This is a genomic window from Amycolatopsis sp. NPDC058278, assembly GCF_042881395.1.
Taxonomy (GTDB): domain Bacteria; phylum Actinomycetota; class Actinomycetes; order Mycobacteriales; family Pseudonocardiaceae; genus Amycolatopsis.
The window spans coordinates 81034-106049 of record NZ_JBHVXZ010000013.1 but is presented as its reverse complement, the minus strand read 5'-3'; the positions used below and the strand labels follow the sequence as shown (position 1 = coordinate 106049).

The 25016-nt window shown below is 71.7% G+C and carries 27 protein-coding genes; 14 read left to right on the top strand and 13 right to left on the bottom strand.

Annotated elements, in window-relative coordinates:
* Window positions 1–274: 274 nt before the first annotated feature.
* Entirely contained in the window at window positions 275–1249 is a 975-nt protein-coding gene (add, locus tag ACFVYA_RS09405) for an adenosine deaminase (RefSeq protein WP_387044020.1), read from the top strand.
* Here the strand turns inward: add and ACFVYA_RS09400 are convergent.
* The gene (locus tag ACFVYA_RS09400) at window positions 1227–2594 is read right to left on the bottom strand and encodes a VWA domain-containing protein (protein WP_387044018.1); all 1368 of its coding nucleotides are present in this window, start codon (window positions 2592–2594) and stop codon (window positions 1227–1229) included. The two genes, add and ACFVYA_RS09400, sit on opposite strands and share 23 nt — an antisense overlap.
* Window positions 2591–3472 (bottom strand): MoxR family ATPase, encoded by an 882-nt coding sequence (locus tag ACFVYA_RS09395; protein WP_285990254.1) that lies wholly within the window; start codon window positions 3470–3472, stop codon window positions 2591–2593. The genes ACFVYA_RS09400 and ACFVYA_RS09395 overlap by 4 nt, the downstream gene beginning before the upstream one ends.
* Before the next feature lie 63 nt (window positions 3473–3535).
* Here ACFVYA_RS09395 and mgrA point away from each other — a divergent pair, with 63 nt between their 5' ends.
* Entirely contained in the window at window positions 3536–4564 is a 1029-nt protein-coding gene (gene mgrA, locus ACFVYA_RS09390; protein ID WP_387044015.1) for an L-glyceraldehyde 3-phosphate reductase, read from the top strand.
* Between the two features lie 78 nt (window positions 4565–4642).
* On the opposite strand, the gene ACFVYA_RS09385 is transcribed toward mgrA, so the two are convergent.
* The gene (locus tag ACFVYA_RS09385) at window positions 4643–5617 is read right to left on the bottom strand and encodes a helix-turn-helix transcriptional regulator (RefSeq protein WP_387044013.1); all 975 of its coding nucleotides are present in this window, start codon (window positions 5615–5617) and stop codon (window positions 4643–4645) included.
* A gap of 61 nt (window positions 5618–5678) precedes the next feature.
* Here ACFVYA_RS09385 and ACFVYA_RS09380 point away from each other — a divergent pair, with 61 nt between their 5' ends.
* Window positions 5679–7142, top strand: a complete 1464-nt coding sequence (locus tag ACFVYA_RS09380) for an MFS transporter (protein ID WP_387044011.1) — start codon at window positions 5679–5681, stop codon at window positions 7140–7142.
* Window positions 7143–7237: 95 nt separating this feature from the next.
* Here ACFVYA_RS09380 and ACFVYA_RS09375 read toward each other — a convergent pair whose 3' ends face one another.
* Window positions 7238–8098, bottom strand: coding sequence for an SDR family NAD(P)-dependent oxidoreductase (locus ACFVYA_RS09375; RefSeq protein WP_387044009.1), 861 nt, complete (start codon window positions 8096–8098; stop codon window positions 7238–7240).
* A 142-nt stretch (window positions 8099–8240) separates the two neighbouring features.
* On the opposite strand from ACFVYA_RS09375, the gene ACFVYA_RS09370 reads away from it, so the two are divergent.
* The 3 genes from ACFVYA_RS09370 to ACFVYA_RS09360 are packed head-to-tail and all read left to right on the top strand — an operon-like array spanning window position 8241 to window position 10064.
* Window positions 8241–8906 carry a TetR/AcrR family transcriptional regulator gene (locus ACFVYA_RS09370; protein ID WP_387044007.1) on the top strand — a complete coding sequence of 222 codons (666 nt, stop codon included), beginning with the start codon at window positions 8241–8243 and terminating at the stop codon, window positions 8904–8906.
* Window positions 8907–8922: 16 nt separating this feature from the next.
* Window positions 8923–9792 carry a TIGR03564 family F420-dependent LLM class oxidoreductase gene (locus tag ACFVYA_RS09365; RefSeq protein ID WP_387044005.1) on the top strand — a complete coding sequence of 290 codons (870 nt, stop codon included), beginning with the start codon at window positions 8923–8925 and terminating at the stop codon, window positions 9790–9792.
* Window positions 9789–10064, top strand: a complete 276-nt coding sequence (locus ACFVYA_RS09360; RefSeq protein WP_285990247.1) for a cyclic-phosphate processing receiver domain-containing protein — start codon at window positions 9789–9791, stop codon at window positions 10062–10064. Before ACFVYA_RS09365 ends, ACFVYA_RS09360 begins: the two co-directional genes overlap by 4 nt.
* On the opposite strand, the gene ACFVYA_RS09355 is transcribed toward ACFVYA_RS09360, so the two are convergent.
* The 5 genes from ACFVYA_RS09355 to ACFVYA_RS09335 form a co-directional block, all read right to left on the bottom strand.
* Window positions 10061–11284, bottom strand: coding sequence for a PucR family transcriptional regulator (locus ACFVYA_RS09355; RefSeq protein WP_387044002.1), 1224 nt, complete (start codon window positions 11282–11284; stop codon window positions 10061–10063). The genes ACFVYA_RS09360 and ACFVYA_RS09355 overlap by 4 nt on opposite strands.
* 135 nt (window positions 11285–11419) lie before the next feature.
* Window positions 11420–11878 carry a (2Fe-2S)-binding protein gene (locus ACFVYA_RS09350; RefSeq protein WP_285990245.1) on the bottom strand — a complete coding sequence of 153 codons (459 nt, stop codon included), beginning with the start codon at window positions 11876–11878 and terminating at the stop codon, window positions 11420–11422.
* Between the two features lie 11 nt (window positions 11879–11889).
* Window positions 11890–14127 (bottom strand): molybdopterin cofactor-binding domain-containing protein, encoded by a 2238-nt coding sequence (locus ACFVYA_RS09345; protein ID WP_387044000.1) that lies wholly within the window; start codon window positions 14125–14127, stop codon window positions 11890–11892.
* Window positions 14128–14291: 164 nt separating this feature from the next.
* Window positions 14292–14843 carry an RNA polymerase sigma factor SigC gene (gene sigC / locus ACFVYA_RS09340; protein WP_387043998.1) on the bottom strand — a complete coding sequence of 184 codons (552 nt, stop codon included), beginning with the start codon at window positions 14841–14843 and terminating at the stop codon, window positions 14292–14294.
* Window positions 14844–14889: 46 nt separating this feature from the next.
* On the bottom strand, window positions 14890–15402 hold the full coding sequence (locus ACFVYA_RS09335; RefSeq protein WP_387043996.1) for a PadR family transcriptional regulator: 513 nt from the start codon (window positions 15400–15402) through the stop codon (window positions 14890–14892).
* 91 nt (window positions 15403–15493) lie between these two features.
* Between ACFVYA_RS09335 and ACFVYA_RS09330 the strand changes: the two genes are divergently transcribed.
* Window positions 15494–16054: a hypothetical protein gene (locus ACFVYA_RS09330; RefSeq protein WP_387043994.1), complete on the top strand. Its 561-nt coding sequence runs from the start codon at window positions 15494–15496 to the stop codon at window positions 16052–16054.
* A complete protein-coding gene (locus ACFVYA_RS09325; protein ID WP_387043992.1) occupies window positions 16051–17331 on the top strand; it encodes a carotenoid oxygenase family protein in 1281 nt (426 codons plus the stop codon). Before ACFVYA_RS09330 ends, ACFVYA_RS09325 begins: the two co-directional genes overlap by 4 nt.
* Before the next feature lie 4 nt (window positions 17332–17335).
* Here ACFVYA_RS09325 and ACFVYA_RS09320 read toward each other — a convergent pair whose 3' ends face one another.
* A complete protein-coding gene (locus tag ACFVYA_RS09320; protein WP_387043990.1) occupies window positions 17336–18076 on the bottom strand; it encodes a DUF427 domain-containing protein in 741 nt (246 codons plus the stop codon).
* A 101-nt stretch (window positions 18077–18177) separates the two neighbouring features.
* Between ACFVYA_RS09320 and ACFVYA_RS09315 the strand changes: the two genes are divergently transcribed.
* The gene (locus tag ACFVYA_RS09315; protein ID WP_285990238.1) at window positions 18178–19377 is read left to right on the top strand and encodes an ROK family protein; all 1200 of its coding nucleotides are present in this window, start codon (window positions 18178–18180) and stop codon (window positions 19375–19377) included.
* On the opposite strand, the gene ACFVYA_RS09310 is transcribed toward ACFVYA_RS09315, so the two are convergent.
* On the bottom strand, window positions 19374–19835 hold the full coding sequence (locus ACFVYA_RS09310) for a pyridoxamine 5'-phosphate oxidase family protein (RefSeq protein ID WP_387043988.1): 462 nt from the start codon (window positions 19833–19835) through the stop codon (window positions 19374–19376). The genes ACFVYA_RS09315 and ACFVYA_RS09310 overlap by 4 nt on opposite strands.
* On the opposite strand from ACFVYA_RS09310, the gene ACFVYA_RS09305 reads away from it, so the two are divergent.
* Both ACFVYA_RS09305 and ACFVYA_RS09300 read left to right on the top strand, forming a co-directional pair.
* A complete protein-coding gene (locus ACFVYA_RS09305; protein ID WP_387043987.1) occupies window positions 19834–20310 on the top strand; it encodes a MarR family winged helix-turn-helix transcriptional regulator in 477 nt (158 codons plus the stop codon). The genes ACFVYA_RS09310 and ACFVYA_RS09305 overlap by 2 nt on opposite strands.
* 51 nt (window positions 20311–20361) lie before the next feature.
* Window positions 20362–20685 (top strand): nuclear transport factor 2 family protein, encoded by a 324-nt coding sequence (locus tag ACFVYA_RS09300; RefSeq protein WP_387043985.1) that lies wholly within the window; start codon window positions 20362–20364, stop codon window positions 20683–20685.
* On the opposite strand, the gene ACFVYA_RS09295 is transcribed toward ACFVYA_RS09300, so the two are convergent.
* Window positions 20682–21182 (bottom strand): PaaI family thioesterase, encoded by a 501-nt coding sequence (locus ACFVYA_RS09295; RefSeq protein ID WP_285990234.1) that lies wholly within the window; start codon window positions 21180–21182, stop codon window positions 20682–20684. The genes ACFVYA_RS09300 and ACFVYA_RS09295 overlap by 4 nt on opposite strands.
* 139 nt (window positions 21183–21321) lie before the next feature.
* On the opposite strand from ACFVYA_RS09295, the gene ACFVYA_RS09290 reads away from it, so the two are divergent.
* Genes ACFVYA_RS09290 through ACFVYA_RS09280 form a run of 3 tightly spaced genes read left to right on the top strand, consistent with a single transcriptional unit; the run spans window position 21322 to window position 24818 of the window.
* Entirely contained in the window at window positions 21322–21681 is a 360-nt protein-coding gene (locus ACFVYA_RS09290; RefSeq protein WP_285990233.1) for a helix-turn-helix transcriptional regulator, read from the top strand.
* Window positions 21682–21690: 9 nt separating this feature from the next.
* Entirely contained in the window at window positions 21691–22422 is a 732-nt protein-coding gene (locus ACFVYA_RS09285; RefSeq protein ID WP_285990232.1) for an HAD family phosphatase, read from the top strand.
* A complete protein-coding gene (locus ACFVYA_RS09280) occupies window positions 22419–24818 on the top strand; it encodes a glycoside hydrolase family 65 protein (protein ID WP_387043982.1) in 2400 nt (799 codons plus the stop codon). The genes ACFVYA_RS09285 and ACFVYA_RS09280 overlap by 4 nt, the downstream gene beginning before the upstream one ends.
* Here the strand turns inward: ACFVYA_RS09280 and ACFVYA_RS09275 are convergent.
* The gene (locus ACFVYA_RS09275; protein WP_285990230.1) at window positions 24799–24981 is read right to left on the bottom strand and encodes a hypothetical protein; all 183 of its coding nucleotides are present in this window, start codon (window positions 24979–24981) and stop codon (window positions 24799–24801) included. The two genes, ACFVYA_RS09280 and ACFVYA_RS09275, sit on opposite strands and share 20 nt — an antisense overlap.
* Between the last annotated feature and the right edge of the window lie 35 nt (window positions 24982–25016).

Genomic DNA, 25016 nt, shown 5'->3' with positions numbered 1-25016 from the left:
TGACGAGGGCCAAAACCTGGGCCCGCCGCGGCCGGCCCCGGAAACCCGCGTGATCAGAGCCGGACTTCACGTGATCAGGACCGCAACTCGCGTGATCAGAGCCGGAACTCGCGTGATCAGGACCGTAACTCGCCGGATCCGGGTTCCATCACGCGAGTTACGGGTTCCATCACGCGAGTTACGGGTTCCATCACGCGAGTTACGGGTTCGATCACGCTCGGCGCGGCGGAAATTGCCGCGCGGACGGGCGCCGCGCGGCCCTAGGCTCGCGATCATGCGCGACCTGGCCGCCCTGCCGAAGGCCCACCTGCACGTCCACCTGGAGAGCACGATCCGGCCCGCCACGCTCCGCGAGCTGGGCGAGGCGAACGGGGTCGACGTCCCGGGCGAGCCCCCCGTCTTCGACGGCTTCCGCGCCTTCGCCGACCACAACGCGCTGATCCGGTCCTGCCTGCGGCGTCCGGAAGACTTCGAACGCATCGCGCGCGAGTACTGTGAGGACGAAGCCGCCCAGGGCACGCGCTACGCCGAAATCACCTTCACCGCGGCCTCGCACGGGGAACGGCTGGGCGACCCGGAAATGCCGCTGGCTTCTGTCCTGAAAGGACTCTCCCAGAGCACGGACCTGGCGTGGCGGCTGCTGCTCGACCACTCCCGGCGCCGGTCGGTCGAGCGGGCCGAGCGCACCCTCGACCTCGCGCTGAAGTACGACGACGTCTTCGCGATCGGCATGGCGGGCGAGGAAAACCACTCACTCCGGCCGTTCGCGACGCTCTTCGAGAAGGCCCGCGCGGCCGGCATCCACCTGCTGCACCACACCGGCGAAGACGCCGGGCCCGACAGCATCCGCGAGGCCCTCGAAGTGGGCCGCACGGAACGGCTCGGCCACGGCATCCGCGTCCTCGACGACCCCTCGCTGGTCGCGGAAGTGCGTGAGCGCGGCCTGGCCCTGGAGGTGTGCCCGTCGTCGAACGTGACGCTGGGGCTGGTGCCGTCGCTGCCCGAGCACCCGCTCCCCCGCCTGCTCGACGCGGGCCTGACGGTCACGCTCAACACCGACGTCCCGTCGGTCACCGGGGCCGGCCTGGCCGAGGAGTACGCCCGGGTGCAACGGGCGTTCGGCTATAACGACACCACGATGGCGGACTTCGCCCGCGCGAGCGTCACGGCGTCCTTCGCGCCCGAAGCGACCAAAACGGCCATGCTGCGCGACATCGACGCCTGGCTCACACCGGCAGCAGGCGGGTGACCAGCGTGCCGAGCTGGTGCACCGTGCGGCACTCGTGCATCGCCACGACCTCGGCGTACTCCAGCGCCGCCGAGTCCCCCGTCGACCACAGCGACCGGCGCTCGGGGTTCAGCCAGTGGACGTGCCGCGCGCGGGCCTTGATCTCGCGGACGGCGTCGAGGTTGGGGTCGCCGCCGTTGGTGCGGGCGTCGCCGAGGATCAGCACCGACGTCCGGGGGCCGACCGCGTCCAGCCAGTTCTCGGTGAACTGGCGCAGCGAGCCGCCGTAGTCGCTGTGGCCGTCCCAGCGCACCAGCGCCGCTTCGGCCAGCATGCGCGCGCCCAGGTGCTCGGGGTCGGCCGCGCCGGTGGTGACCAGGTGGGTGACCTCGTCGGTGCTGTCGACGAAGGCGAACACGCGGATCTTGCTGAACTGGTCGCGCAGCGCCTGCACCAGCAGCATGGTGAAGTTCGCGAATCCCGCGACAGAACCGGAAAGGTCGCACAGCAGCACGATTTCCGGTCGTCCGGGGCGCCGGTGGCGGTAGGCCGGGCGCAGCGGCACGCCGCCGGTCGAGAGCGACCGGCGCAGCGTGCGGCGCAGGTCGATCTGCCCGCGCGTGGTCCGCTTGCGGCGGGCGGCCAGGCGCGTCGCCAGCTTGCGGGACAACGGCTGGATGGTGCGCCGCAGCTCCGCGAGCTGGGTGCGGCTCGCGATGAGGAAGTCGACCCGGTCGGGTGAAGGGGCGATGGCGTGCTTGGCGACGCGTTCGCGGCCGCGAACCTCGGCCGCGCGGCGCCGCGCCTCCGTGCGGACCTGCCCGCGGAAGCCTTCGACGCGGCGGCGGATCTCGTCGCGGTCGAGCCGGTCGGTGAACTCGCCGCGCGCGCCGCCGCCGCGGACCGCGGCCAGCACCCGGGCGATCAGCGTCTGCGGCTGGAGCCGCTCGAGGGTCTGGTGGGCGGAGAAGCCACCGCCCGGGCCCGACGCCGAGCCGTACTGGCCCAGCATGTCGACGGCGAGGCCGGCGAGCTGGGACAACGCCTGCCGATCGCCGTCGGCGAGCGCGGCGGCCAGCTCTTCACGCAGTTCCTCCAGCGTCGACGGCTGCTCTTCACGGGCCCGCTCAGGGGCGCCGATCCCCGCCGGGAAGTAGAGGTCGAAGGCGGCGTCGAAGACCGCGCGCTGCCCGCCGCGCCGGACCAGCGCCGCGGCCAGTCCCTCGCGGACCAGCTCGCGGTCGTCGAAGCCGAGCACCTCCAGCGCCGCGGCGGCGTCGACCGTCTCGGCGGGGCCGGCCGGGATGCCCTGGGCGCGCAGTGCCTTGACGAATGCCGCGAGCCGCTCCGGCACGCCGCCGGTCACGACGCGTCCAGGACCTGTTCGAGCTTCAGGCCGGCACCGGCCTTGGCGATGTCGTCCTGGTGCTTGAGCACGACGCCGAGGCTGTCCCGCACGACCCGCTCGTCCAGCGTCGAAGCGCCGAGCGCGAGCAGGGTGCGCGCCCAGTCGATGGTCTCCGCGACCGACGGGAGCTTGCGCAGGTCCATCGCCCGCAGCGCGGCGATCACCCGGACGACGGAATCGGCGAGGGCGGCGTCGATCCCCGGGACCTTGAGCCGGACGATGTCGCGTTCGAGGTCCTCGTCCGGGAAGTCGATGTGCAGGAACAGGCACCGGCGGCGCAGCGCCTCGGACAGCTCGCGCGTGGCGTTGGACGTCAGCACGGCGAACGGCGCGCGCGTGGCGGTGATCGTGCCGAGTTCGGGCACGGTGACCTGGAAGTCGCCGAGCACCTCCAGCAGGAGGCCTTCGACCTCCATGTCGGCCTTGTCGGTCTCGTCGATCAGCAGCACGGTCGGCTCGTCCGAGGAGATCGCGGTGAGCAGCGGGCGGCGCAGCAGGAACTCCTCGCCGAAGATGTCGGTGCGGGCGTCCTCCCACGTCTCGTCGCGGCCGGCGGTGATCCGCAGCAGCTGCTTCGCGTGGTTCCACTCGTACAGCGCGCGGGCCTCGTCGATGCCCTCGTAGCACTGCAGGCGCACCAGCCGTGAGCCGCTGACCTGGGCGACGGCCTTGGCGAGCTCCGTCTTGCCGACCCCGGCGGGGCCCTCGACCAGCAGCGGCTTGCCGAGCCGGTCGGCGAGGAACACGGTGGTCGCCACGGCCGTGGACGCCAGGTAGCCCGCCTCGGCCAGCCGGGCCGACACGTCGTCGACGGAGGTGAAGAATCCGGTGCCCACCACGTGCCTCCTAAGCGGTCGCTCACCCGGAGCGTACCGGAAGAGCGGGCTAGCATCGGCCGCGTGACCTACGTTGCCGCTTCCGGCCGATACGACTCGATCCCCTACCGGCGCTGCGGGCGTTCCGGGCTCAAACTGCCCGCGATCTCGCTCGGGCTGTGGCACAACTTCGGCCACGACCGGCGCCTGGAAACCCAGCGCGCGATCACCCGCCGCGCCTTCGACCTGGGCATCACGCACTTCGACCTGGCCAACAACTACGGCCCGCCCTACGGCTCGGCGGAGGAGAACTTCGGCCGGCTGCTGGCCACGGACTTCAAGCCCTACCGCGACGAGCTGGTGATCTCGACCAAGGCCGGCTACGACATGTGGCCCGGCCCGTACGGCGAGTGGGGCTCCCGCAAATACCTGCTGTCCTCCTTGGACCAGTCGCTCGGCCGGCTGGGCCTGGACTACGTCGACATCTTCTACTCCCACCGCTTCGACCCCGAGACGCCGCTGGAGGAGACCGTCGGGGCGCTCGACGCGGCCGTCCGCGCCGGGAAGGCGCTCTACGTCGGGATTTCGTCGTACAGCTCGGAACGGACGGCCGAGGCCGCGCGGCTCCTGCGGGACCTCGGCACGCCGCTGCTGATCCACCAGCCGTCGTACTCGATGCTCAACCGCTGGATCGAGGAGGACGGCCTCCTCGACACCCTCGAAGAGGCGGGCGCGGGCTGCATCGCGTTCTCCCCGCTGGCGCAGGGCCTGTTGACGGACAAGTACCTGAAGGGCGTCCCGGCGGACTCCCGCGCGGCGCAGGGCAAGTCCCTCGACCCGGACACCCTCGACGAGGACCGGCTGGGCCGGGTCCGCGCGCTCGACGGCATCGCGAGCCGCCGCGGGCAGTCGCTGGCGCAGCTGGCCCTGGCCTGGGCCCTGCGCGACAGCCGGGTGACATCGGTGCTGATCGGCGCGAGCAGCGTCCGGCAGCTCGAGGACAACGTCGGCGCGCTCGGCAACCTCGAGTTCTCGTCCGAGGAGCTGACCGAGATCGACGGCCACGCGACCGACGCGGACATCAACCTGTGGAAGCGTTCCTCGGACGCCTGAGCCGGGGCCCGACATGACTGACGCCCCCGGTCGCTTCCACGCTCCGGGGGCGTCGCACTGCTGCCGATCGTATCGATGTCACCTGTCCGGGTGCCCGAGTCCTTCGTCGATGCGGGTGCACAAGGAGCGCAGTGCCTGCCTGAGTTCCGCCGGTCGGATGTCCGTGACGTCGGCGTCGAAGGTGAGGAGCAGTCCCGCCAGTCCTGCCCATGACCACGCGCCGAGCGTGAGCCGGCAGCTGGAGTCGGTGTGGTGTTCGACCGTCGATCCGCCGGGGGCGAACCGGGCGACGACGGGCGCGGGTAACGCGACGAGCGCCGACCCGCGGCATGGCCATTCCGCCGGGGTGTCGCCGCGGTCGTGCGTGCCCATGACGAAGGCGGCGGGATCGCCGTGCGGGACGTCGCGGCGGTCGAAGGTTCTTCCCGTGGGCATGCGTGGTTCGAGGCGGTCGATGCGGATCGCGCGCCATCGGTCCGCGTCCGGTTCGAACGCGACGAGGTACCACCGTGCCGCCCACACGACGAGGGCGTGTGGTTCCAGCGTGAGCGTCGCCAATTCGCCCTCGCCGGTGTAGTCCACGCGAACGAGGTGCTGCCGGTTGATCGCGCCACCGATGACGCGGATGATCTCGGCATCGATGGGCGCCGCGGGGAACTCCCAGTAGTTGCGCGCCGCGGAGACGGTGAACGCTTCGGCGTGCACACGGCTGCGGGCGGGCATCGCCTGCTGCAGCGTGGCGAGGGCGCGTGCCGAGTTCTCGCGGATGCCGTGCAGGATCGTGGGGACGGTCTGGAGCGCGACAGCTGCCGCGACAGCCTGGTCCTCGTCGAAGACGACCGGCGGCAACCGGGTGGCGCGGCCGAGCCGGTAACCGCCGCCCGCTCCGCGCACGGCCTCGATCTCGTACCCGAGCTCTCTGAGCGTGTCGACGTCGCGCCGCACGGTCCGCACCGACGCCCCGAGCCGGGTGGCGAGCTCCTCGGCGGTCAAGGTCGCGCCGACCCCGAAGATCGACAGCAGCTTGAGCGTCCGCGCGGAGGTGGCAGCCATCGCTCATCCCCTCACCTCAAGCGGTCACTCGGTGGCAACTATATCTGCCACGGTGGCCGGCATGACCGCCTCACAGACTTCTCGAGAGGGCGCCTCGGCGCCCATCTCCGGCACCGGCGCGAGCGTCGCCCTTCTGGTGGTGCTCTTCGGTTCCTTCATGGACCTCCTCGACGCGACGATCGTCACCGTCGCGGCCCCGGCGATAGCTCGTGACCTGGGGGCCGGCGACGCTCAGATCCAGTGGACGATCGCCGCCTACGTCCTCGCCCTGGGCGCGGGCCTGATCACCGGCGGACGGCTCGGTGACCAGTACGGCCGCAAGCGCCTGTTCACGATCGGGCTGACCGGGTTCATGCTCGCCTCCGCACTCTGCGCGCTGGCCGCCGATCCCGGAATGCTCATCGGCATGCGCGCCGCGCAAGGACTGACCGCGGGGATCATGGTCCCGCAGGTGTTCGGGATCATCCGGGCCTCCTTCGCCCCGGGCGAGCGTGCCAAGGCGTTCGGCGCCTACGGGGCGGTCCAGGGGCTCGCTTCGGTCGCCGGCCCGCTGCTGGGCGGGCTGCTCGTCGACAGCGACCCGTTCGGTCTGGGCTGGCGCACCATCTTCTGGATCAACGTGCCTGTCTCGATCCTGGCGCTCACCATCGGCGCGAAGGCCTTGCCGGAGTCCCGCTCCACTTCGACCGCGCGGCTGGACCTCCTGGGCGCGCTGCTCGCGGCCGCGGGCAGCGTGCTCCTGCTGCTGCCGATCATCCAGACCGAGACCTGGGGATGGACCTGGGCCAGTTACGCCCTCCTCGCCGCCGGAATCATCGTGCTGGCGATCTTCCTCGCCTACGAGCGCCGCCTCACCCGACGCGGGAACGAACCCGTCTTCGATCCGGCCCTGCTCCGAATCCGCGCCTTCACGATCGGCCTGAGCGCGTCCGTGCTCTTCTTCGGCGGCATCGGATCGTTCTTCCTCACCCTGTCGGTCTACCTCCAAAACGGCACCGACCGCACGGCGTGGGAGACCGGCCTGGTGATCCTGCCCTACGCGCTCGGCTCGATCGTCACTTCAGGACTCGGCGTCGCTCTCGCCGCCAAGGCCGGACGAGCTCTGCTGATCACCGGCTCGCTCACCATCGCGGCATCCCAGCTCATCCTGTGGGCGATCGTCAGGGACGGCACCTATCCCGGATACTGGCAGCTTGCCCTCGCCCTTTTCCTCGGCGGCCTCGGGCTCGGTCTTGCCGCCCCCATCCTCGTCAACGTCGTCCTCACCGGCATCCCCGGACGCAACGCAGGCGCCGCCGGCGGCGTGCTCTCCACCGTCAACCAGATCGGCGGCGCCATCGGCATCGCCGTGCTCGGCACGGTCTTCTTCACCACCGTCACCGGATCGACGACCGACGCACCGGGACTGGCCGGCCACGGTCACGCGCTCAGCGTCGTCCTCGTCGTCTCCGCGGCGCTCTACGTCATGGCCGCACTCGTGATGCTCGCGCTCCCGAAGACCGCGGCCGAGTATGTCGACCAGTGAACTCGCGCCGAGGGGATGCGCGGCCCCGGACGAGATCAGTCCGTCAGGACTGCGTTTCCTGCGTGTCCGGATGGGGGCGCCCCCCGTTTTCCACGCTACCGGTCGGCACCGACAGTTTCGGTGTCGCCGCCTTGGGCCTCCGCGGACAGGTCCTGCCACTCGTCCCAGGTCGCGAGCCGGTCCTCATAGGCCTGCCGGATCATCGGGTGGAAGCCCCGCCCGAAGAGGACCCGCAGGGGCGGGTTGGCGGCGTCGACGACCTTGAGCAGGGCCTGGGCGGCGGAGGCCGGGTCGCCGGCGGGCTGCTTGCCGGCGACCTCGGCGAGCCGGCGGCGGAGCCCGTCGTAGACCGGGCTGGTCTCGGCGACGTGGCCGTTGGCCAGGGGATCCGGGTTCTTGCCGCCGCGGGTGGCGAAGCCGCCCGGTTCGATGATCGTGACCTTGACGCCGAAGTCGGCGACCTCCTTCGCCAGGGTTTCGTTCAGCGCCTCGATCGCCCACCTCGACGCCTGGTAGGCCCCGCCGAGCGGCATGGCGATGATCCCCGCGGCCGACGACAGCTGGATGAAGTGACCGGCGCCCTGTTCGCGCAGCACGGGCAGGGCGGCCTGGATGACCCACACCGGGCCGAACACATTGGTCTCCAGCTGGGCGCGCAGTTCGGCCTCGGTCAGCTCCTCGATGGCGCCTATCTGCGCGTAGCCGGCGTTGTTCACGACGACGTCCAGCCGCCCGAAGTGCTCGGCGGCCCGCTTCACGCTCTCGAAGACGGCGGCCTTGTCGGTCACGTCCATCTCCAGGGGCAGGATCGCGTCGCCGTAGGTGGCGACGAGTTCGCCGAAGCTCTCGGTGGACCGCGCGGTGGCGGCCACCCGGTCGCCGCGCCCCAGGGCGGCCTCGACGAAGCAGCGGCCCAAGCCGCGCGACGAACCCGTGACGAACCAGACCTTGCTCATGGTGTTTCCCGTTCTCCGCATCGACATCCGATCGCCCACAGGACACCGGCGGCCGGACGCCCGTGACAGGACGCCGTCGTGACACCGATCACCTCAGCATCGACGTTTGACCAAATTTCTAAACTGGTCATACGATGGCAGCATGCCACCCGCCGAAGACCGGGCCGAGCGCGCCGAGCGGATCCTCGACGCGGCCGCCGAGCTGCTGCTGCGCGCCGGTTACCGGCGCACGACGATCGAAGACGTCGCCGGGCGGGCGGACGTCGGCAAGGGGACCGTCTACCTGCACTGGAAGAACCGCGAGGAGCTGTTCCTCGCCGTCCTGCTCCGCGAATCCGTCCGGGCTCTCGAAGACCTGGTCAGCGCCCTCGAAGCCGATCCGCTCGCCGCCCGGCTCTCGCGGCTGACCGAAATCCAGTACACCAACGTGCTGCGGCGCCCGCTGCTGCGGGCCGGGTACGCCGACGACGCCGACACGCTCGGCAAGCTGCTGCCCAAGCTGCACGGCAAGCTGGATCCGCGCCACGCGGAAGCCTTCGTCGAGTACCTGGAACTGCTGGCGTCGAACGACCTGCTGCGCACCGACCGGCCGGTCCGCGAACTCGTCGTCGCCTTCCAAGCCGTGCTGCACGGCTTCCTCGGCCGCACTCCCCCGCCCGAGCCCGCCCTGATCGCCGACGTCGTCGCGCACGCCTTCGAGCCACTCGCGGTGTCGACGAGGCAGCTGCGTGCCGTGGCACCGCGGGCGCTGGCGCTGTTCACCGAAGCCGTCGCGCTCGATCGCAAACAGCTCGAACGCGCGTACTGAAACTCTGGAGGCCCCCGTGCACACCGGAATCCTGATCGACGAACTCGGTGTCGGCTTCGACGCCGTCACGACCCAAGCCCGCGAGGCGGCGAAGCTGGGCTACGGCACGCTGTGGGTGGCGCAGCGCGGCGGCTGGGACGCGCTCACGGCGCTGCCCGCGCTCGCCGCGGCCGCCCCCGGTGTCGGGCTGGGCACGTGCGTCGTACCGACGTACTCGCGGCACCCGATCACCATGGCCGCGCAGGCACTGACGGTGCAGGCGGCGGCCGGGGTGCCGGTCCACCTCGGCGTCGGGCTGAGCCACAAGCACATCGTCGAGGGCGAGTTCGGCTACTCCTACGACCGCCCGATCCGCCACCTGCGCGAGTACCTGGAGGCGTTGAACCCGTTGCTGCGCGGGGAAAAGGCCGACGTCCACGGCGAGTCGCTGACGGCCGCGGGGGCGGTGAACGCACCCGGCGCGGAGCGGCCCGCGGTGCTGGTCGGCTCGGTGAGCCCGCAGTCGACGCGCCTGGCCGGCGAACTCGCCGACGGCGTGATCACGACCTGGGCGGGCCCGAAGGCGATCGGCGAGTTCGTGGTGCCCGCGCTGGGGCGGGCGGCCCGGGTGGTCTCCGGCCAGCTGATCTGTGTGACGTCCGAAGTGGACGAACGACGGCACTGGCTCGAGGAGACCTACGGCGGAGCGGCGAACGTTCCGGCGTACCGCGCGATCCTCGACCGCGACGGCCACGAGCGGATCTCGGACAGCGCGATCGTCGGCGACGAGGAAACCGTGCGCCGCCAGGTGAAGTCCCTCGAGGACGCGGGCGCGACGGAACTGCTGGTGATGCCGTTCGGCTCGGCGGAGGAGCAGGCCCGCACCCGCGAACTGCTGGCCGCGTGAACCGCCTCTGGGTCGACGACCTGCGCCCGGCCCCGGACGGCTGGACGTGGGCGAAGACGAGCGCCGAGGCGATCGCCCTGCTCGGCGACGGCGGCTTCGAGGCGATCTCCCTGGACCACGACCTCGGTGGCGACGACACGACCCGCCCGGTGGTGCGCTGGCTGTGCGAACACGACCGCTGGCCGGCCGAGGTGCGCGTCCACACGGCCAACCCGGTCGGCCGCGAGTGGCTGACCGGGATGGCGCGGCGGTACGGGCCCGGGGTCCGCTAGCGCGGCGCCGGCAGGTGGGCCGCCTCCGGGAACAGGTTCAGCGCCCGCAGTGCCGCGCCCAGCTCGGCGATGTCCGCCGGGTTCGTCAGCGATCGGCCGAGTTCCTCCGTGATCCGCTTCAGGCGGTGGCGGATCGTGTTGGGGTGGCAGAACATCCGCTCCGACGTCAGCTTCGTCGAACCCTGGCAGTCGAACCACGCGCGCAACGTCAGCAGCAGCACGTTGCGGTCGTCGCCCGGGAGGTCCAGGACCGGCTGGAGCACGTGGTGGGCCAGCTGCACCGAGGCCTCCGGGGCGCTGGCCACCAGGCCGGCCAGCGGCGACTCGGTGAACTGGACCAGCCCGGGCGTCCCCGGCGTCATGCTCGACAGCGCCACCCGGGCCAGGTGCAGCGCGCGGGCGGTGTTGCCGAGGCCGGTGAACACCGGGCTGATCCCGACCCGGCCCACCGGGTGCTCGCGGACCAGGTCGACGATCGCCGGAGCCGCCGCGGGGTCGCGCAGGGACACCACGCCGACCTGGAGGTCCGGGGTGAGCCGCCACGCCGAGGCGTACTGGAGCGCACGCAGCCGGGCCTCGACCTGCGGCAGCGGCTCCTGGCCCAACCGCGGGGTTTCCGCCGCGACGACGACGAACGTGCCGTCCAGGGACAAGTCGAGCACGCGGGCGATGTCCCACAACGTGCCCTCGGTCGCGGCGCCGCCCGCGAACAGCGCCTCAACCAACGCCGAACGCCGGTTCTGGTGCGCCACCACGACTTCCGTCGTCGTGTCCCGGTAGGCCGTGGTGAGGGCTTCGGCGAGGTCGTCGATCAGCGCCCAGATCGCCGTGGTCGCCGCGACCAGCCCGGCGAGGTCCTGCGCACCGGCGGTCAGCTCGACGAACCGGTGCCAGACCTCGGTGAGCCCGATCCGGTAGGCCCGCAGCAGCTCCGGCAGCGGCGCGCCCTGCAGGGCGCGGGCCCGGCCGGTCGCGCGGGCCTGGGACAGGTCCGGCACGTCCGAGCCGCGCAGCGTGCGCATCACGTGCTCGAGGTTGGCGCGCACCGAGTTCCGCAGCTCGGCGTGCGTGACGAACCGGGCATCGGCGTAGACCGGCATCTCGGCGCGGATCTGCCGCACGGTGCTCTCGACGAGTTCCGGCAGCTTCCGCTCGACCTCGGCCGCGAGGACGGCGACGCGCGGGGCGAGCCCGTCGGACAGAAGCGCCTGGTAGTGCATGGTGGCCTCCGGTCCCCGGCCTCCTCGTCGAGGTCCGAGACCGACATCTAACCCGAACGAGGCCACCACGTCCGAGTGAACTTGCTACAAGAACCGCGAATGCGGAGGTTCTTTTGTCGAACCTCCGCATTCGCGTCAGGCCATCTTCGCGGCCGCGCTCTTGATCGCCTCCCGGATCCGGAAGTAGGTGCCGCAGCGGCAGACGTTCTGGATGGCGTCGATGTCGGCGTCCGTCGGGTTCTTCGTCTTCTTCAGCAGCGCCACCGCCGCCATGATCTGGCCGGGCTGGCAGTAGCCGCACTGCGCGACGTCCTGCTCGAGCCAGGCCTCCTGGACCGGGTGCAGGTCGTCGCCGTCGGCCAGGCCCTCGATCGTGGTGACCTCCCGCCCGGCGCACTCCGACACCGGCGTGACGCAGGGGTTGAACGCCTCGCCGTCGAGGTGGCTGGTGCAGGCCTTGCAGACGTTGATGCCGCAGCCGTACTTCGGCCCGCGGACCTTGAGCTTGTCGCGCAGTGCCCACAGCATCGGCAGGTCGGCGGGCGCGTCGACGGTGACGGTCTTCCCGTTCACCACGAAGGTGTAGTTCGGCATGGGGGCTCTCCTCAGCGCGGGAACGGGTCGAAGTCGACCGGGAAGGTGATCGGGAAGCTGCGGGGCTTGACCCCGGTCGCCCGGGCGTAGGCGTTGGCGATCGCGCCGACCGGGGCCGGCAGGCCGAGCTCGCCCGCGCCGCCGATGTCCGACCCGGTGGCCGGCATGACGTGCACGGTGACGTCGGCCGGCGAATTCTTCTGCCGCGCGTAGTGGAACTGCGAGTAGCTGCCCTCCAGCGGCAGGCCCTTGTCGATGTGCAGGCCCGCGGTCAGCGTCGTGGAGATCGCGTCGGTCAGGCCGCCGAGCATCTGCGCCTGGATCCCGCGCGGGTTCACCGGCTTGCCGACGTCGACCGCGATGGTCGCCTTCGTGACGCGCGGGCGCTTCGGGTCGCGCGCGTCCAGCTCGACCAGGCAGGCGGTGTAGGACTTGTACTCGCCGTGGACCGCGATCCCCTGCGCGAACCCGGCGGGCAGCTTCTTGCCCCACTCGCCGAGCTCGGCGACCTTGTCGAGCACCGCGCGCTGGCGTGCCTCCTTGATGAACTCGCGCCGGAAGGCCACCGGGTCCTTGCCGAGCTTCGCGGCGATCTCGTCGACCATGATCTCTTCGGCGCCCCGGGTGTTCGCCGAGTAGACCGACCGCCACGCCGAAGTGTGGAACTTCAGCGGGACCTCGTTGAGCAGCTGTGTGGTGACGCCGAAGTTGTACGGCGACTTGACGGTCAGCAGGAACACCGTCTGCGCGAAGCTCAGGTTGCCGCCGACGGGCAGCTTCGCCGCGAACGCCGTGAGGATTTCGCCGAGCCCGTGGCTCCAGTCGGTTTCCACGCTGGCGACGCGGTGTTCGAACGTCAGCACCTGCCCGAGCGCGAAGGTCGCGCGGATGCGGTGGTAACTCGCCGCGCGCCCGCGGCCGTGGCGCATGTCGTCGATGCGGCTCCACATCAGCCGGACGGGCTTCTTCATCGCCTTCGAGATGTGCGCGGCTTCGAGGGCGGCGTCGAAGAACAGCCGCCGCCCGAACGACCCGCCGCCCTGCTGGACGTGCACGGTGACCTTGTTCTCCGGCAGCCCCAGCTCCTGGGCGATGGTCTGCTTCGCCACGATCGGCGACTTCAGCCCGGCCCAGATGGTCGCGCCGTCCTCGCGCACGTCGGCGACCGCGGAGTTCGACTCCATCGGCGCGTGGCTGACGAAGGCGAAGTCGAACTCGCCGTCGACGTACTGCGTCAGCAGCGGGGGCACCACGAACGGCAGCGCCGCGGCCCGCAGCTTCTTCTTGATCGTCTCGTCGTCCTCGCCGTCGACCGTGCCCGGGCCCCACGTGACGTCGAGGGCGTTCTTGCCGTCGAGGGCCTGGCCGAAGGTCTCGGCCATCACCGCGACACCGGTCTTCACGACGGCGATGTCGATGATCCCGGGCATGGCCCGGACGGCGGCCTCGTTGTTCACCTTCCGCACCGTGCCGTTGATGGTCGGCGGCCGCCGCACCATCACCGGGTTGGCGCCGGGGACGTCGAGGTCGAGCGTGTAGACCTGCTCGCCGGTGACCATCGCGCGGGCGTCCCGGCGCGAGGTCGGCGTCCCGACCAGGGTGTGCGCCGACTCGGCTTTCGGCTGCACCGCCCCGATCGCCAGGCCGGACCGCGACGCGGGCCCGGCGAGCACGCCGTAGGAGGCGTTGCGCCCGTCGGGCGCCCACACCGCACCGTCGCGTGTGGACAGCCTCGACGCGTCGGTCCCCCACTGCGCCGCGGCCGCGGCGACCATCCGGGCGCGGGCGGTCGCCGCGGTGGCGCGGACCGGGTCGTAGAGCGAGCGCATCGTGTTGGACCCGCCGGTGAGCTGGTTGAACAGCAGCTCGGTGCGGGCGTCGGAGAGCACGACGTCGACCCGGTCGAGCGGCAGGTCCAGTTCCTCGGCGACGAGCATCGCGTTCGCCGTCGTGATGCCTTGGCCGACCTCGGCGCGCGGCAGCTGCAGCCGCGCCCGGCCGTCGGTGGTGATTTCGAGGACGAGCATCCCGGCGGTCGGCACGCAGGAGAGCGTCAGCACGTCACCGAGGTCGAGGATCTCCGCGGGCTGCGGCAGGGTCGGGATGACGGCTTCGGCGGTGGCCGGGGCCACCGCGTCGGCGGTGAGCTTCGTGGCGACGGTGAGCGTGGGCGCGGCGACCAGGTAGGTCAGGAAGCGGCGGCGGCCGACCTGCCCGGGCTCGGGCTGTTCGGTGGTGGGACGGGCCATCGGGGATCCCTTGCTGGGTGGTGGCGGGGTGCGCGCCACGCTAAGGACCCCTTGACACGCCGTCAACGCGGAGTAGCCGAGTTCGCCCATCTCTGTGACGAGATGACAGCGGAAGCCGCCGAATGTGTGTGCCGCCACAGCGCCGGACGGCCCAGCGGGCTGGTTCAGCCGGCCCCGCGGGCGCGCCGGGCCCGGATCAGGTCCTCGCGGGCGCGGGCGACGCGGGAGCGGACGGTGCCGACCGGACAGCCGCAGACGTCGGCCGCTTCGGCGTAGGACAGCCCGAGCACCTGGGTCAGCACGAGCACCTCGCGCCGGTCCGGCTCCAGGCCGTCGAGCAGCAGCCGCAGTGCGACCAGGTCCTCGAAGCCGGCCGCGGGATCACGGGTGCGCTCGGCGGCGGCTTCCCAGTCGGTGTCGGCGATCTTGGGCCGCGCGCCGGCAGCCCGGATCTGGTCGACGACGACGCGGCGGGCGATCGACAGCAGCCACGTCCGCGAAGACGAGCGCCCCGCGAAGCGGCGAAGGCTGCCGAAGGCGCGAAGGTAGGTCTCCTGCGTCAGGTCGTCGGCCGCGGCGGTGTCGGTGAGGTGGGCGAGGAAGCGCCAGACGTCGGCCTGGGTGGCGCGGACCCACGCCTCGAGCGCACGCCGGTCGCCGCGGCCGGCGGACAGGGCCAAAGCCGTGACACGGTCGTCGTCCTCACGGTGGGTCATGATCCGGAACATAGCAGTGACGGGGACCGGCCTGAGCGCCCCGCAGTCACTCGACCTGCTTCACCGCCCACTCCGCCCACTCGCGCTGCATGACCGAGAAGCGCTTGCCCCACTCCAGGACGAGCCGGCCGTACAGCGACTGGTTGTCCTCGCCCCAGTCGATCGTGGTTTCCAGCTCCTCGAGCCGCCGTTCGCGCTCCCGCCCCGACTCCCCCATCGCCGCGAGGTAACCCCGCGCCCGGTCCGGGGCGACCGAGCCGAGGAAGTACACCCGCAGCAGGGCGGCACTGCGGGGCGGGCCGGTGGGTTCGACCTCGACCAGCCAGTGCCGCAGCTCCTCGAGCCCGGCTTCGGTGATCTCGTACTCCTTGCGCCCGCGCGGCCCCTCGGCGAGGACGTGGATCATGCCCGCGGCCTCCAGCTTGCCGAGTTCCCCGTAGAGCTGGCTCTGCGTCGCGGGCCAGACGTTGGCCATCGCCCGCTCGAACCGTTTCAGCAGGTCGTAGCCGCTTCCGGGCTCGTCGGCCAGCATCCCCAGCACCGCGTGTCGAAGGCTCATACCGCCATGATGACATTCCACTATTGACATGTCCAACCGACACGTTCTAACTTCGACCTGTCAGAATTGGAATGTCGGGGAAGGACCCGTCGTGAACTACCTGAAGAGCCTGCTGCCGTGGATCGCGTTCGCCGTGGTCGCCACCCAGTTCGACTGGCGCTGGTCGGGACTGACCGGCCTGGTGATCTCCGCCGCGCTGCTCCTGCTCGCCCGCCGCGACGGCCGCAAGGCGGACACGCTGATCATCGAATGGAGCGGGTTCGCCTTCTTCACCCTGCTCACCGCCGTCGCGTTCAGCTTCCCGGCGTCCCCGCTGAAGACCTACACCGGCGCGCTCACCGACGCCTGGCTGGCGCTCACCGCCTGGGGCTCGCTCGCCATCGGGAAGCCGTTCACCCTCGGCATCGCCCGCACGTCGACCCCGGAGGCGCTCTGGGACAACCCGCTGTTCAAGCGGGTCAACGTGATCATCACGCTGGTGTGGGCGGCGAGCTTCACCGTCGGCGGGATCGCGGGCATCGCCCTGCTGAACTTCGCGCCGCACGCCGCCTTCGCGCTGATCGCGCTCAAGGTCCTCTGCTTCGCCGTCCCCGTCGCCTTCACCATCCGCTACCCGCGCATCGTGCGCGCCCGCGCCCGGGAAGCCGCGTGACCACCTCCGCTTTCCACCTCACCGGCGCCTACGCGCCCGTCCACGACGAGCTGACCGCGTTCGACCTCCCGGTGACCGGCGCCCTGCCGCCCGAGCTGACCGGCTGGTACCTGCGCAACGGCCCGAACCCGCGCGAGGACAGCAAGCACTGGTTCACCGGTGACGGCATGGTCCACGGCGTCCGCCTGGAACGCGGCCGCGCCGCCTGGTACCGCAACCGCTGGGTGCGGACCGAGAGCTTCGCCGACCCGGACCTGAAGCTGTACAACGAAGACGGCACGCGGAACCTGCACAGCAGCGTCGCGAACACGCACGTGGTGAACCACGCCGGCCGCACGCTCGCGCTCGTCGAGTCGTCGCTGCCGTACGAGATCACGACGGACCTCGAAACCGTGGGCGTGTACGACTTCGGCGGCGAACTGGCCGACGCGATGACCGCGCACCCGAAGATCTGCCCGGTGACCGGAGAGCTGCACTTCTTCGGGTACGGCAGCATCACCGCACCGCACGTGGGCTACTACCGCGCCGACGCCGCCGGGAAGCTCGTCGTCAAGCAGCCGATCGACGTGCCCGGGCTGACGATGATGCACGACTTCGCGCTCACCGGGGAGCACGTCGTGTTCTACGACCTGCCGGTGGTGTTCGACCGGGCGTCGGTCGGCCGGGGCATGCCCTACCGCTGGGACCCCGGCTACGGCGCCCGGCTCGGTGTGCTGCGCCGCGACCGGCCCGAAGCCGGCGTCCGCTGGCTGGAGATCGCGCCCTGCTACGTCTTCCACACCCTCAACGCGTTCGACACGCCCGGTGGCCGGATCGTCGTGCACGTCATGCGCTACGACCACCAGTGGTGGGCCGGCCACCAGGACCCGCCGGCGACGCTCTGGCGCTGGACGATCGACCTCGCGGCCGGCACGGTGACCGAGGACCGGCTCGACGACCGGCCGGGCGAGTTCCCCCGCATCGACGACCGGCTCACCGGGTCCGACGCCCGCTTCGGGCACGTCACCGGCCACGACGTCCTGCGCCGTCACGACCTGCACACGGACACGGCCACCGAGCACGTCTTCGCCCCCGGCCGCGTTCCCGGCGAAGCGGTCTTCGTCCCCGCCGAGCAGGGCGAAGGCTGGCTGCTCACCTACGTCCACGACGCGGCGGAGGACCGCAGCGACCTCGTCGTGCTCGACGCCGGAAACCTCGCCGCGGCGCCCGTGGCGACCGTCCACCTCCCGCAGCGGGTGCCCGCGGGCTTCCACGGGAACTGGCTGCCGGACGCGTGAGGGGTCAGGCGAACTTCGTCTTCGGGCGGTCCTGCCGGACGCCGTCGACGTAGACGTCCACCTTCTCGTCGAGGAACGCGACCAGGCCGGCGGCGCGGGTGCTCTCGGGCAGCGGCGTCGGGTAGCTCCAGGCGAGGTCCTCGTGCCCGGCGACGTCGAAGTGCTCGGCGGCGCCCTTGTACGGGCAGTGCGTCACGACGTCGATCTTCTCCAGGAGGTCCATCCGGACGTCCACGCGTGGCAGGTAGTAGCGCGTCGGCAGGCCGGTCTCGAACAGCAGGTGCGGCCGCACCGAGTCGGCGACGGTGACGCCGTCGACCTCGACCCGGACGTGCCGCGAGCTCGGGAGGATGTCCACCCGGACCCCGGGGTCGCGCGGGTGCGTGAAGATCTGCTCGTCCTCTTCGAACCAGTCGAACGCGCCGAACTCGAAGCGGACGTGGCCGCGGAGCTCTTCGATCGGGGAATCCGGGTACTCCAGCGCGCCGTCCACCGCCTCGGCTCCGGCACCCTTTATCGTCGGCAGAACAGCTTCTCCGCGGCTCGGCGAGTGCGCCGTCCGGCCGGAGGGGGTGAGAACACCGCTCACGACGTCCGCGCGCGGGATGTAGTACGTGGGGTAGTACGGAACTTCCCACACCAGGAGGGGGTGCACCGTGTCCGCGACGACCTGCCCGCCGAGGAACACCCGTACCCGCTTCGCGCCTTGTGCCACGCGGACGCGGCCGCGTACCGGAGTGCTCATACCGCGGTCAACCGGCCCCGCAGCGGGCGTATTCCGGCGGGCGCCGGGGCGGGGCGGCTAGCGTGGCAGGCAGCACGAAGACGACAGGAGGCGGGCACCGGGTGGCCGGCGTAGAAATCCCCACGGTCGGTACCCCCGCCGGGATGCGCAAGATCAACCAGCGGGCGGTGCTGGACCTGCTGCGCCGCGGCGGGCCGGCGACCCGGCCGCAGGTGGCGAAGGACACCGGGCTGTCGAAGCCGACGGTCAGCCAGGCGCTGCTGGCGCTGGAGGCGGCCGGGCTGGCCCGGCCGACCGGGCAGACGTCCACCGGCACCGGCCGCTCGGCCGTGCTGTACGAAGCCGACCCCACCGCGGGGTACGTGCTGGGGGTCGACATCGGTCGCGAGCACCTGCGGGTCGCGGTGTCGGACCTCGGCCGGACGCTCGTGGCGCGCCGCGACGAGCGCAACACGGCCCGGTCCGGCGCGGCGCTGGTGACGGCGGTCGGGAAGATCGCGGCCGCGGCGGTCGCGGAGGCCGGCCTTGCGGCGGGCGACATCGTTGTCCGCGTGGTCGGCTCCCCCGGCGTCGCCGATCCGGAGAAGCGGTGTTTCCGGCACGCGCCGAACCTGCCGGGCTGGGGCCGCGCGGGGCTGATCGACGACCTCGAAGCGGCACTGGGCCCGGACCTGATGGTGGAGAACGACGCGAACCTCACCGCGGTCGGCGAGTGGGAGAGCGGCGCCGCGCGCGGGGCGTCGGTGTTCGGCTGCATCACGATCGGCACCGGCGTCGGCATGGGCCTGATGGTCGACGGCCGGGTGTTCCGCGGCGCGACCGGCGCGGCGGGCGAGATCGGCTACCTCCCGTACGGCCGCACGCGCGCGGCCGACGAGCCCGGCACCCCGCCCGCGCGCGGGCACCTCGAAGAGGCGACGGCGGCCCAGTCCGTCGTCCAGGGTGCCCGCGAACTCGGGCTGGGCACGGCGAAATCGGCCCGGGAGGTCTTCCGCCTGGCCCGCGAAGGCGACGAGCTGGCCCGGCAGGCACTGGCGGCGGAAGCCGACCGCCTGGCGTACACGGTGGCCTCGGTGGCGGCGGTGATCGACCCGGAGCTGATCGTCCTGGGCGGCGGCATGGGCACGGCGGCGGACCTGCTGCTCGAGCCGATCGACCGCGCCCTGCGCGCGTTCACGCCACTGGTGCCCAAGGTGGTCCAGGGCGAGCTGGGCGAGGACGCGGTGCTGACCGGCGCGATCAGCGTGGGCCTGCGGGCGGCCGAAGGGCTGGTGTTCGACCGCCGGGTGGGTGCCGCCTAAGCCGCCCGCCAGGCTTCGCCGCCGGCCGACACCCGCCAGGGTGTCAAGCGCAGCACCGTGATCTTCGGGTCGCGGTGGTCTTCGCCGCCGAGGATCTTCGGGTCGTAGCCGAGCGGCTCCGGTGTCGACGCGAACAGGTCCCAGAGGTCCTTGCGCGTCTTCTCGTCGTCGGCGAACTCCGCGCGGCACTCCGCCACCGCCACCTCGTGCTGCGGGTCCCAGTACGAGCACGACACGTACGGCGACGCCGCCAGGTGAGCCAGCTTCAACGGCGTCGGCCGGGTGAACAGCCGTCCCGTCAGGCCGTCCGGGGTGTGCTCCCAGACGGGGTGGACGACCCGGGAGCGCGGTCTCCCCCGCCGATCGACGGTCACCAAGGTGCACCAGACGATCCGGTGCGCCACGCACACGAACGCTTCGGCCAGTTCCGCCGGTATCCTGCTAGATTCCACAACCATGGTTGTGCATCCTAACACCCTCGACCTGTCGTTGACGGCCCTCTTCGCGGGCTGGGCGATGACCGACGAGGTCCAGCGGCGGCTCGCCGGGCAGGGCTTCGGCGACCTGCGCTTCAACGACGGCGTCGTGATCCAGCACGTCCTGGCCTCGCCGCTGTCCATCACCGCGCTGGCCGAGCGGATGGGCATCACCCAGCAGGCCGCGTCGAAGGCGGTCGCGGACCTCGAACGCCGGGGGCTGCTCCGCCGCGACCCCGACCCGGCCGACGCGCGCACGAAACTGCTGCACCTGACCGACCACGCGCTGGCCGCCGTCGAAGCGACCCGGGTGCTGCGGCGGGAACTCCAGGAGGAACTGGTCGCGGAGTACGGCACCGAACGCGTCGACGACGCACGGGCGCTGCTGGCGGCGATCATCGGCCGCCTCGGTGACGGTGACGCGATCCGCGCCCGCCGCGTCCGCCCGCCACGCTGATTACCTCCCGCGTAATCGACACCGCCACCCGGAAGTCCGACGATCGGCGGCATGAGCGAAACCGCGAAGAACCGCATGATCGTCGTCGGCTGCCTCGAGAACCTGTTCGTGCACAAGGACTTCGACGCGGCGAAGGCCGCGCTGCACCCCGAGTTCGTCACCCACAGCCCCGGGCTGCCTTCCGGCCGCGAGGCGTTCGCCGACGCCGTGAAGAACTCCCCGCTGGCGGGCGCGACCGCGGTGATCGAGCACGTCGTCGCGGAGAACGACCTCGTCATGGTGCACCTGCACGTGGCAGGCACGGCCATCGTCGACATCCTGCGCGTCGAGGACGGCCTGCTCGTCGAGCACTGGGACGTCAAGCAGCCGGTCTAGCGCGTGATGGCACAGGTCCCCGACGCCGTCGCCAGCAGCTTCCCCTCGGCGTCGCGGATCTCCCCCTCCGCGAAGGCGATCCGCGACCCTTCCTTCACCACGCGGCCCGTCGCCCGGATCTCGCCGCGGCCCGCGTGGATCGCGCGCAGGTAGCTCACCTTCAGCTCGACCGACGCATAGCCGACGCCGGCCGGCAGCGTCGTGTGGACCGCGCAACCGACCACCGAATCCAGCATCGTCGCCGCCACGCCGCCGTGGACCATGCCGATCGGGTTGTACAGCGACTCGTCCGGTTCGGCGACCGCGACGACCTCACCGTGGCCGATGTGCTCCCAGCGCAGCCCGAAGTGCGCGGCGATCGGCGGGCCGGGGACGCGCCCCTCGGCGACGGCGGTCAGGTAGTCGAACCCGGACATGGTGGCGCCGAGACGAGCCGTCTCCAGCGGGTCCTGCCACGTGATGGTCTTCGAACGGACCTGTGCGGCGACGTCGGTCATCCCGGCTCCTCGACTGTGACACCCGAAAATTATGACAACTGTCTTAACGCCAGGGTCGCCCCCGGGACGGCGAGCGTCAAGCGCGGCGTGACCCAGACCACCGGTGGTCCGCCCGCACCACGGGTGGAATCATCCGGGGGTGAGCACCGACCGCAAGCTGATCGACCCGGAACGCGTCGCGGCGGCGGTCGACGGGCTCGGCGACCGCGCCGTCATCGACGAATGGGCCCGCCGCTTCTCCGTGGTCGCCGACCCGTCCCGGCTGGCGCTGCTGGTCTCGATCCACTACGCCCGCGAGATCAGCGTCACCGACCTCGCCGTGGCCACCGGCATGACCGACACCGCGGTGTCGCAGGCCCTGCGGCTGCTCAGGGCCCACGGCCTGGTCACCCCGCAGCGCACCGGCCGGGTGGTGCGCTACCGGCTCGCGGACGCGACCGTGCACGAGCTCATCCACCGCGTTCGCCCACATCCCGCGGACGACAGCCAGGACCGGTAGCGTGCGGGCATGACGGGATTGCCCGAGACCATCACCGCCTGCCTGTTCGACCTCGACGGAGTATTGACCGGCACGGCGGTCCTCCACCGCGAGGCCTGGAAGCGGACGTTCGACGAATTCCTCCGCGCCCGCGACGGCGCCGGGTTCGCGGAGTTCACCGACCACGACTACGCGGCCTTTGTGGACGGCCGCCCGCGCGCCGACGGCGTGCGGGAGTTCCTGCGGTCACGGGGGATCGTGCTGCCCGAGGGCGAACCGGACGACCCGGTGGACGCCCCGACCGTCAACGGCGTGGGCAACCGCAAGAACGAGCTGGTCCTCAAGATCATCGACGAGCGCGGCGTCAACCCGTACCCGGGTTCGGTGCGCTACCTCGAAGCGGCCAAAGCCGCCGGGCTGCGGATCGCCGTCGTGACGTCGTCCGCGAACGGCGCCAAGGTCCTCGACGGCGCCGACCTCAGCAAGTACGTCGAGGCGCGCATCGACGGCATCGTGATCCGCGAACAGCACCTGCGCGGCAAGCCCGCGCCGGACTCGTTCCTGGCCGGCGCCGCGGCGCTCGGCGTCGAGCCCGCGCACGCCGCCGTCTTCGAAGACGCCCAGTCCGGCGTCCAGGCCGGGAAGGCCGGCGGCTTCGGGTACGTGGTGGGCGTGAACCGCGCGGACCAAGCCGAAGAACTGCGGGCCCACGGGGCCGACATCGTCGTCGACGACCTCGCCGACCTCCTGGAGGACCGATGACCGAACCGCACGGCTACGAGTGCTCGCCGTGGGAACTGCGGTGGCGCGGCATGGACGTCGACGCCCTGCAGCGCACCGAATCGGCGTTCGCGGTGTCCAACGGTCACATCGGACTGCGCGGCACCCTCGAGGAGGCCGAGCCGCGCGGGCTGCCCGGGACGTACCTCAACGGGTTCTACGAGCAGCACGAACTCCCCTACGCCGAGGCCGGCTACGGCTACCCCGAAGAGGGCCAGACCGTCGTCAACGTGACCGACGGCAAGATCATCCGGCTGCTCGTCGAGGACGAACCGCTCGACATGCGCTACGGCGCCGCCACCGCGCACGACCGGGTCCTCGACTTCCGCAAGGGGACGCTCAGCCGGACCACCGAGTGGTCGTCGCCGACCGGACGCCGGGTCCGCGTGCGCACCGAGCGGCTCGTGTCGTTCACCCAGCGCGCGATCGCCGCGATCCGGTACGAGGTCGAGCCGCTCGACGAGGACCTGCAGCTGGTCGTCCAGTCGGACCTGCTGGCCAACGAGCCGATCGAGTCCGACACGAGTGACCCGCGGGTGGCCGCCGCGCTGGAATCGCCGCTGGTCGGCGAGTTCCACCGCGCGTCGGACTACAACGCCGTGCTGGTGCACCGGACCCGCCGCTCCGGGTTGCGGATGGCCGCGGCGATGGACCACAAGATCGAGGTGGACGACGGGATCCGCGCCCGCATCCACGCCGAGGAGGACCTGGCGCGGCTGACCGTCGCCGTCGACGTGCCCCGAGGCGGCCGGCTGCGGATCACCAAGTTCCTCGCCTACGGCTGGTCCGCACAGCGGTCGGTGCCCGCGCTGCGGTCGCAGGTCGAGGCGGCGCTGGCCGGCGCCCGCCAGACGGGCTGGAAGGGCCTGCTCACCGAGCAGCGCGAGTTCCTCGAAGACTACTGGACCACGTCGGACATCGAGATCGAGGGCGATCCCGAACTGCAGCAGGCCGTCCGCTTCGCCCTGTTCCACATCCTCCAGGCCGGGGCCCGCGGCGAGAGCCGCGCGATCGCCGGCAAGGGCCTGACCGGGCCGGGCTACGACGGGCACGCCTTCTGGGACACCGAATCCTTCGTCCTGCCGGTGCTCACCTACACCATCCCGGACGCGGCCCGCGACGCCCTCCGCTGGCGTCACTCCACAATGGACAAAGCGCGGGAACGCGCGCACCAGCTGGGGTTGCGCGGTGCGGCGTTCCCGTGGCGGTCCATCAACGGCGCCGAGTGCTCGGCGTACTGGCCGGCGGGCACGGCGGCCTTCCACGTCAGCGCGGACATCGCCGACGCCGTCCTGCGCTACCTCAACGCGACCGGCGACGAGCAGTTCGAGCGCGACTACGGCACCGAGCTGCTGCTGGAAACCGCGCGGCTGTGGGCATCGCTGGGCCACCACGACCGGCACGGCACGTTCCGCATCGACGGCGTCACCGGGCCGGACGAGTACTCGGCGGTGGCGGACAACAACGTCTACACGAACCTGATGGCGCGGCGGAACCTGCTGGCGGCGGCGCAGTCGTGCGAGCGGCACCCGGACGTGGCGGCGCGGTTCGGCGTCGACACCGTCGAGCTCGACTCCTGGCGCGCGGCCGCGGCGGCGATGTACCTGCCCTACGACGAAGAACTCGGCGTGCACCCGCAGTCGGAGGGGTTCCTCGACCACGACGAGTGGGACTACGAGGGCACCGACCAGGCGCACTACCCGCTGCTGCTGCACTTCCCGTACTTCGACCTGTACCGCAAGCAGGTCGTCAAGCAGGCGGACCTGGTGCTGGCGCTGCACCTGTGCGGCGACTCGTTCAGCCCGGAAGAGAAGGCGCGCGACTTCGCCTACTACGAGGCGAGGACCGTGCGCGACTCCTCGCTCTCGGCGGGAACGCAGGCGGTGGTGGCGGCCGAGGTGGGACATCTGGAGCTGGCCTACGACTACCTCGCCGAAGCCGCGCTGACCGACCTGCACGACGTGCACAACAACGTGCGCAACGGCCTGCACATGGCGTCGCTGGCCGGCGCGTGGCAGGGCGCCGTGGCCGGGTTCGGCGGCCTGCGCGACCACGGCGGGACGCTCGCGTTCGCGCCGCGGCTGCCCCCGCAGCTGGGGCGGATCACCTTCCGCCTGATGTTCCGCGGCACCCGGTTCCAGGTCGAGATCGATCCCGACCAGGCCACCTACCACGTCGTCGCCGGCGCGCCCCTGGAGGTCCTGCACCACGGGGAGCGCATCACGGTCACCGTGGAGCCGCGGCGGTACGCCATCCCGAAGATCGACGCCGGCACGCCGCCGAAGCAGCCACCCGGCCGCGCCCCGATGCGGCGCGACTCGGAAGCGGTGCGTCAGTACGCGGAGCCGGCCAACCCCATCACCGAGGAAGGTCGCTAGCGGCTTCGCGTCCGGGTGGGGCCGGGACTTCCTCGGTCCCGCCCGGGTTCACGTCCGGGTCCGGCGCGGTCGGCACGTCGTGCGTCAGCTTGCCGGGGGTCGGGAGCTTCGGGAGCTCTTCGTCTTCGTCGTCGCGGCCGTGGAGGCGCTGCTGCTCGCTCATCTTTCCGGAATACCCGGTTTTCCCGGTCACGGCCA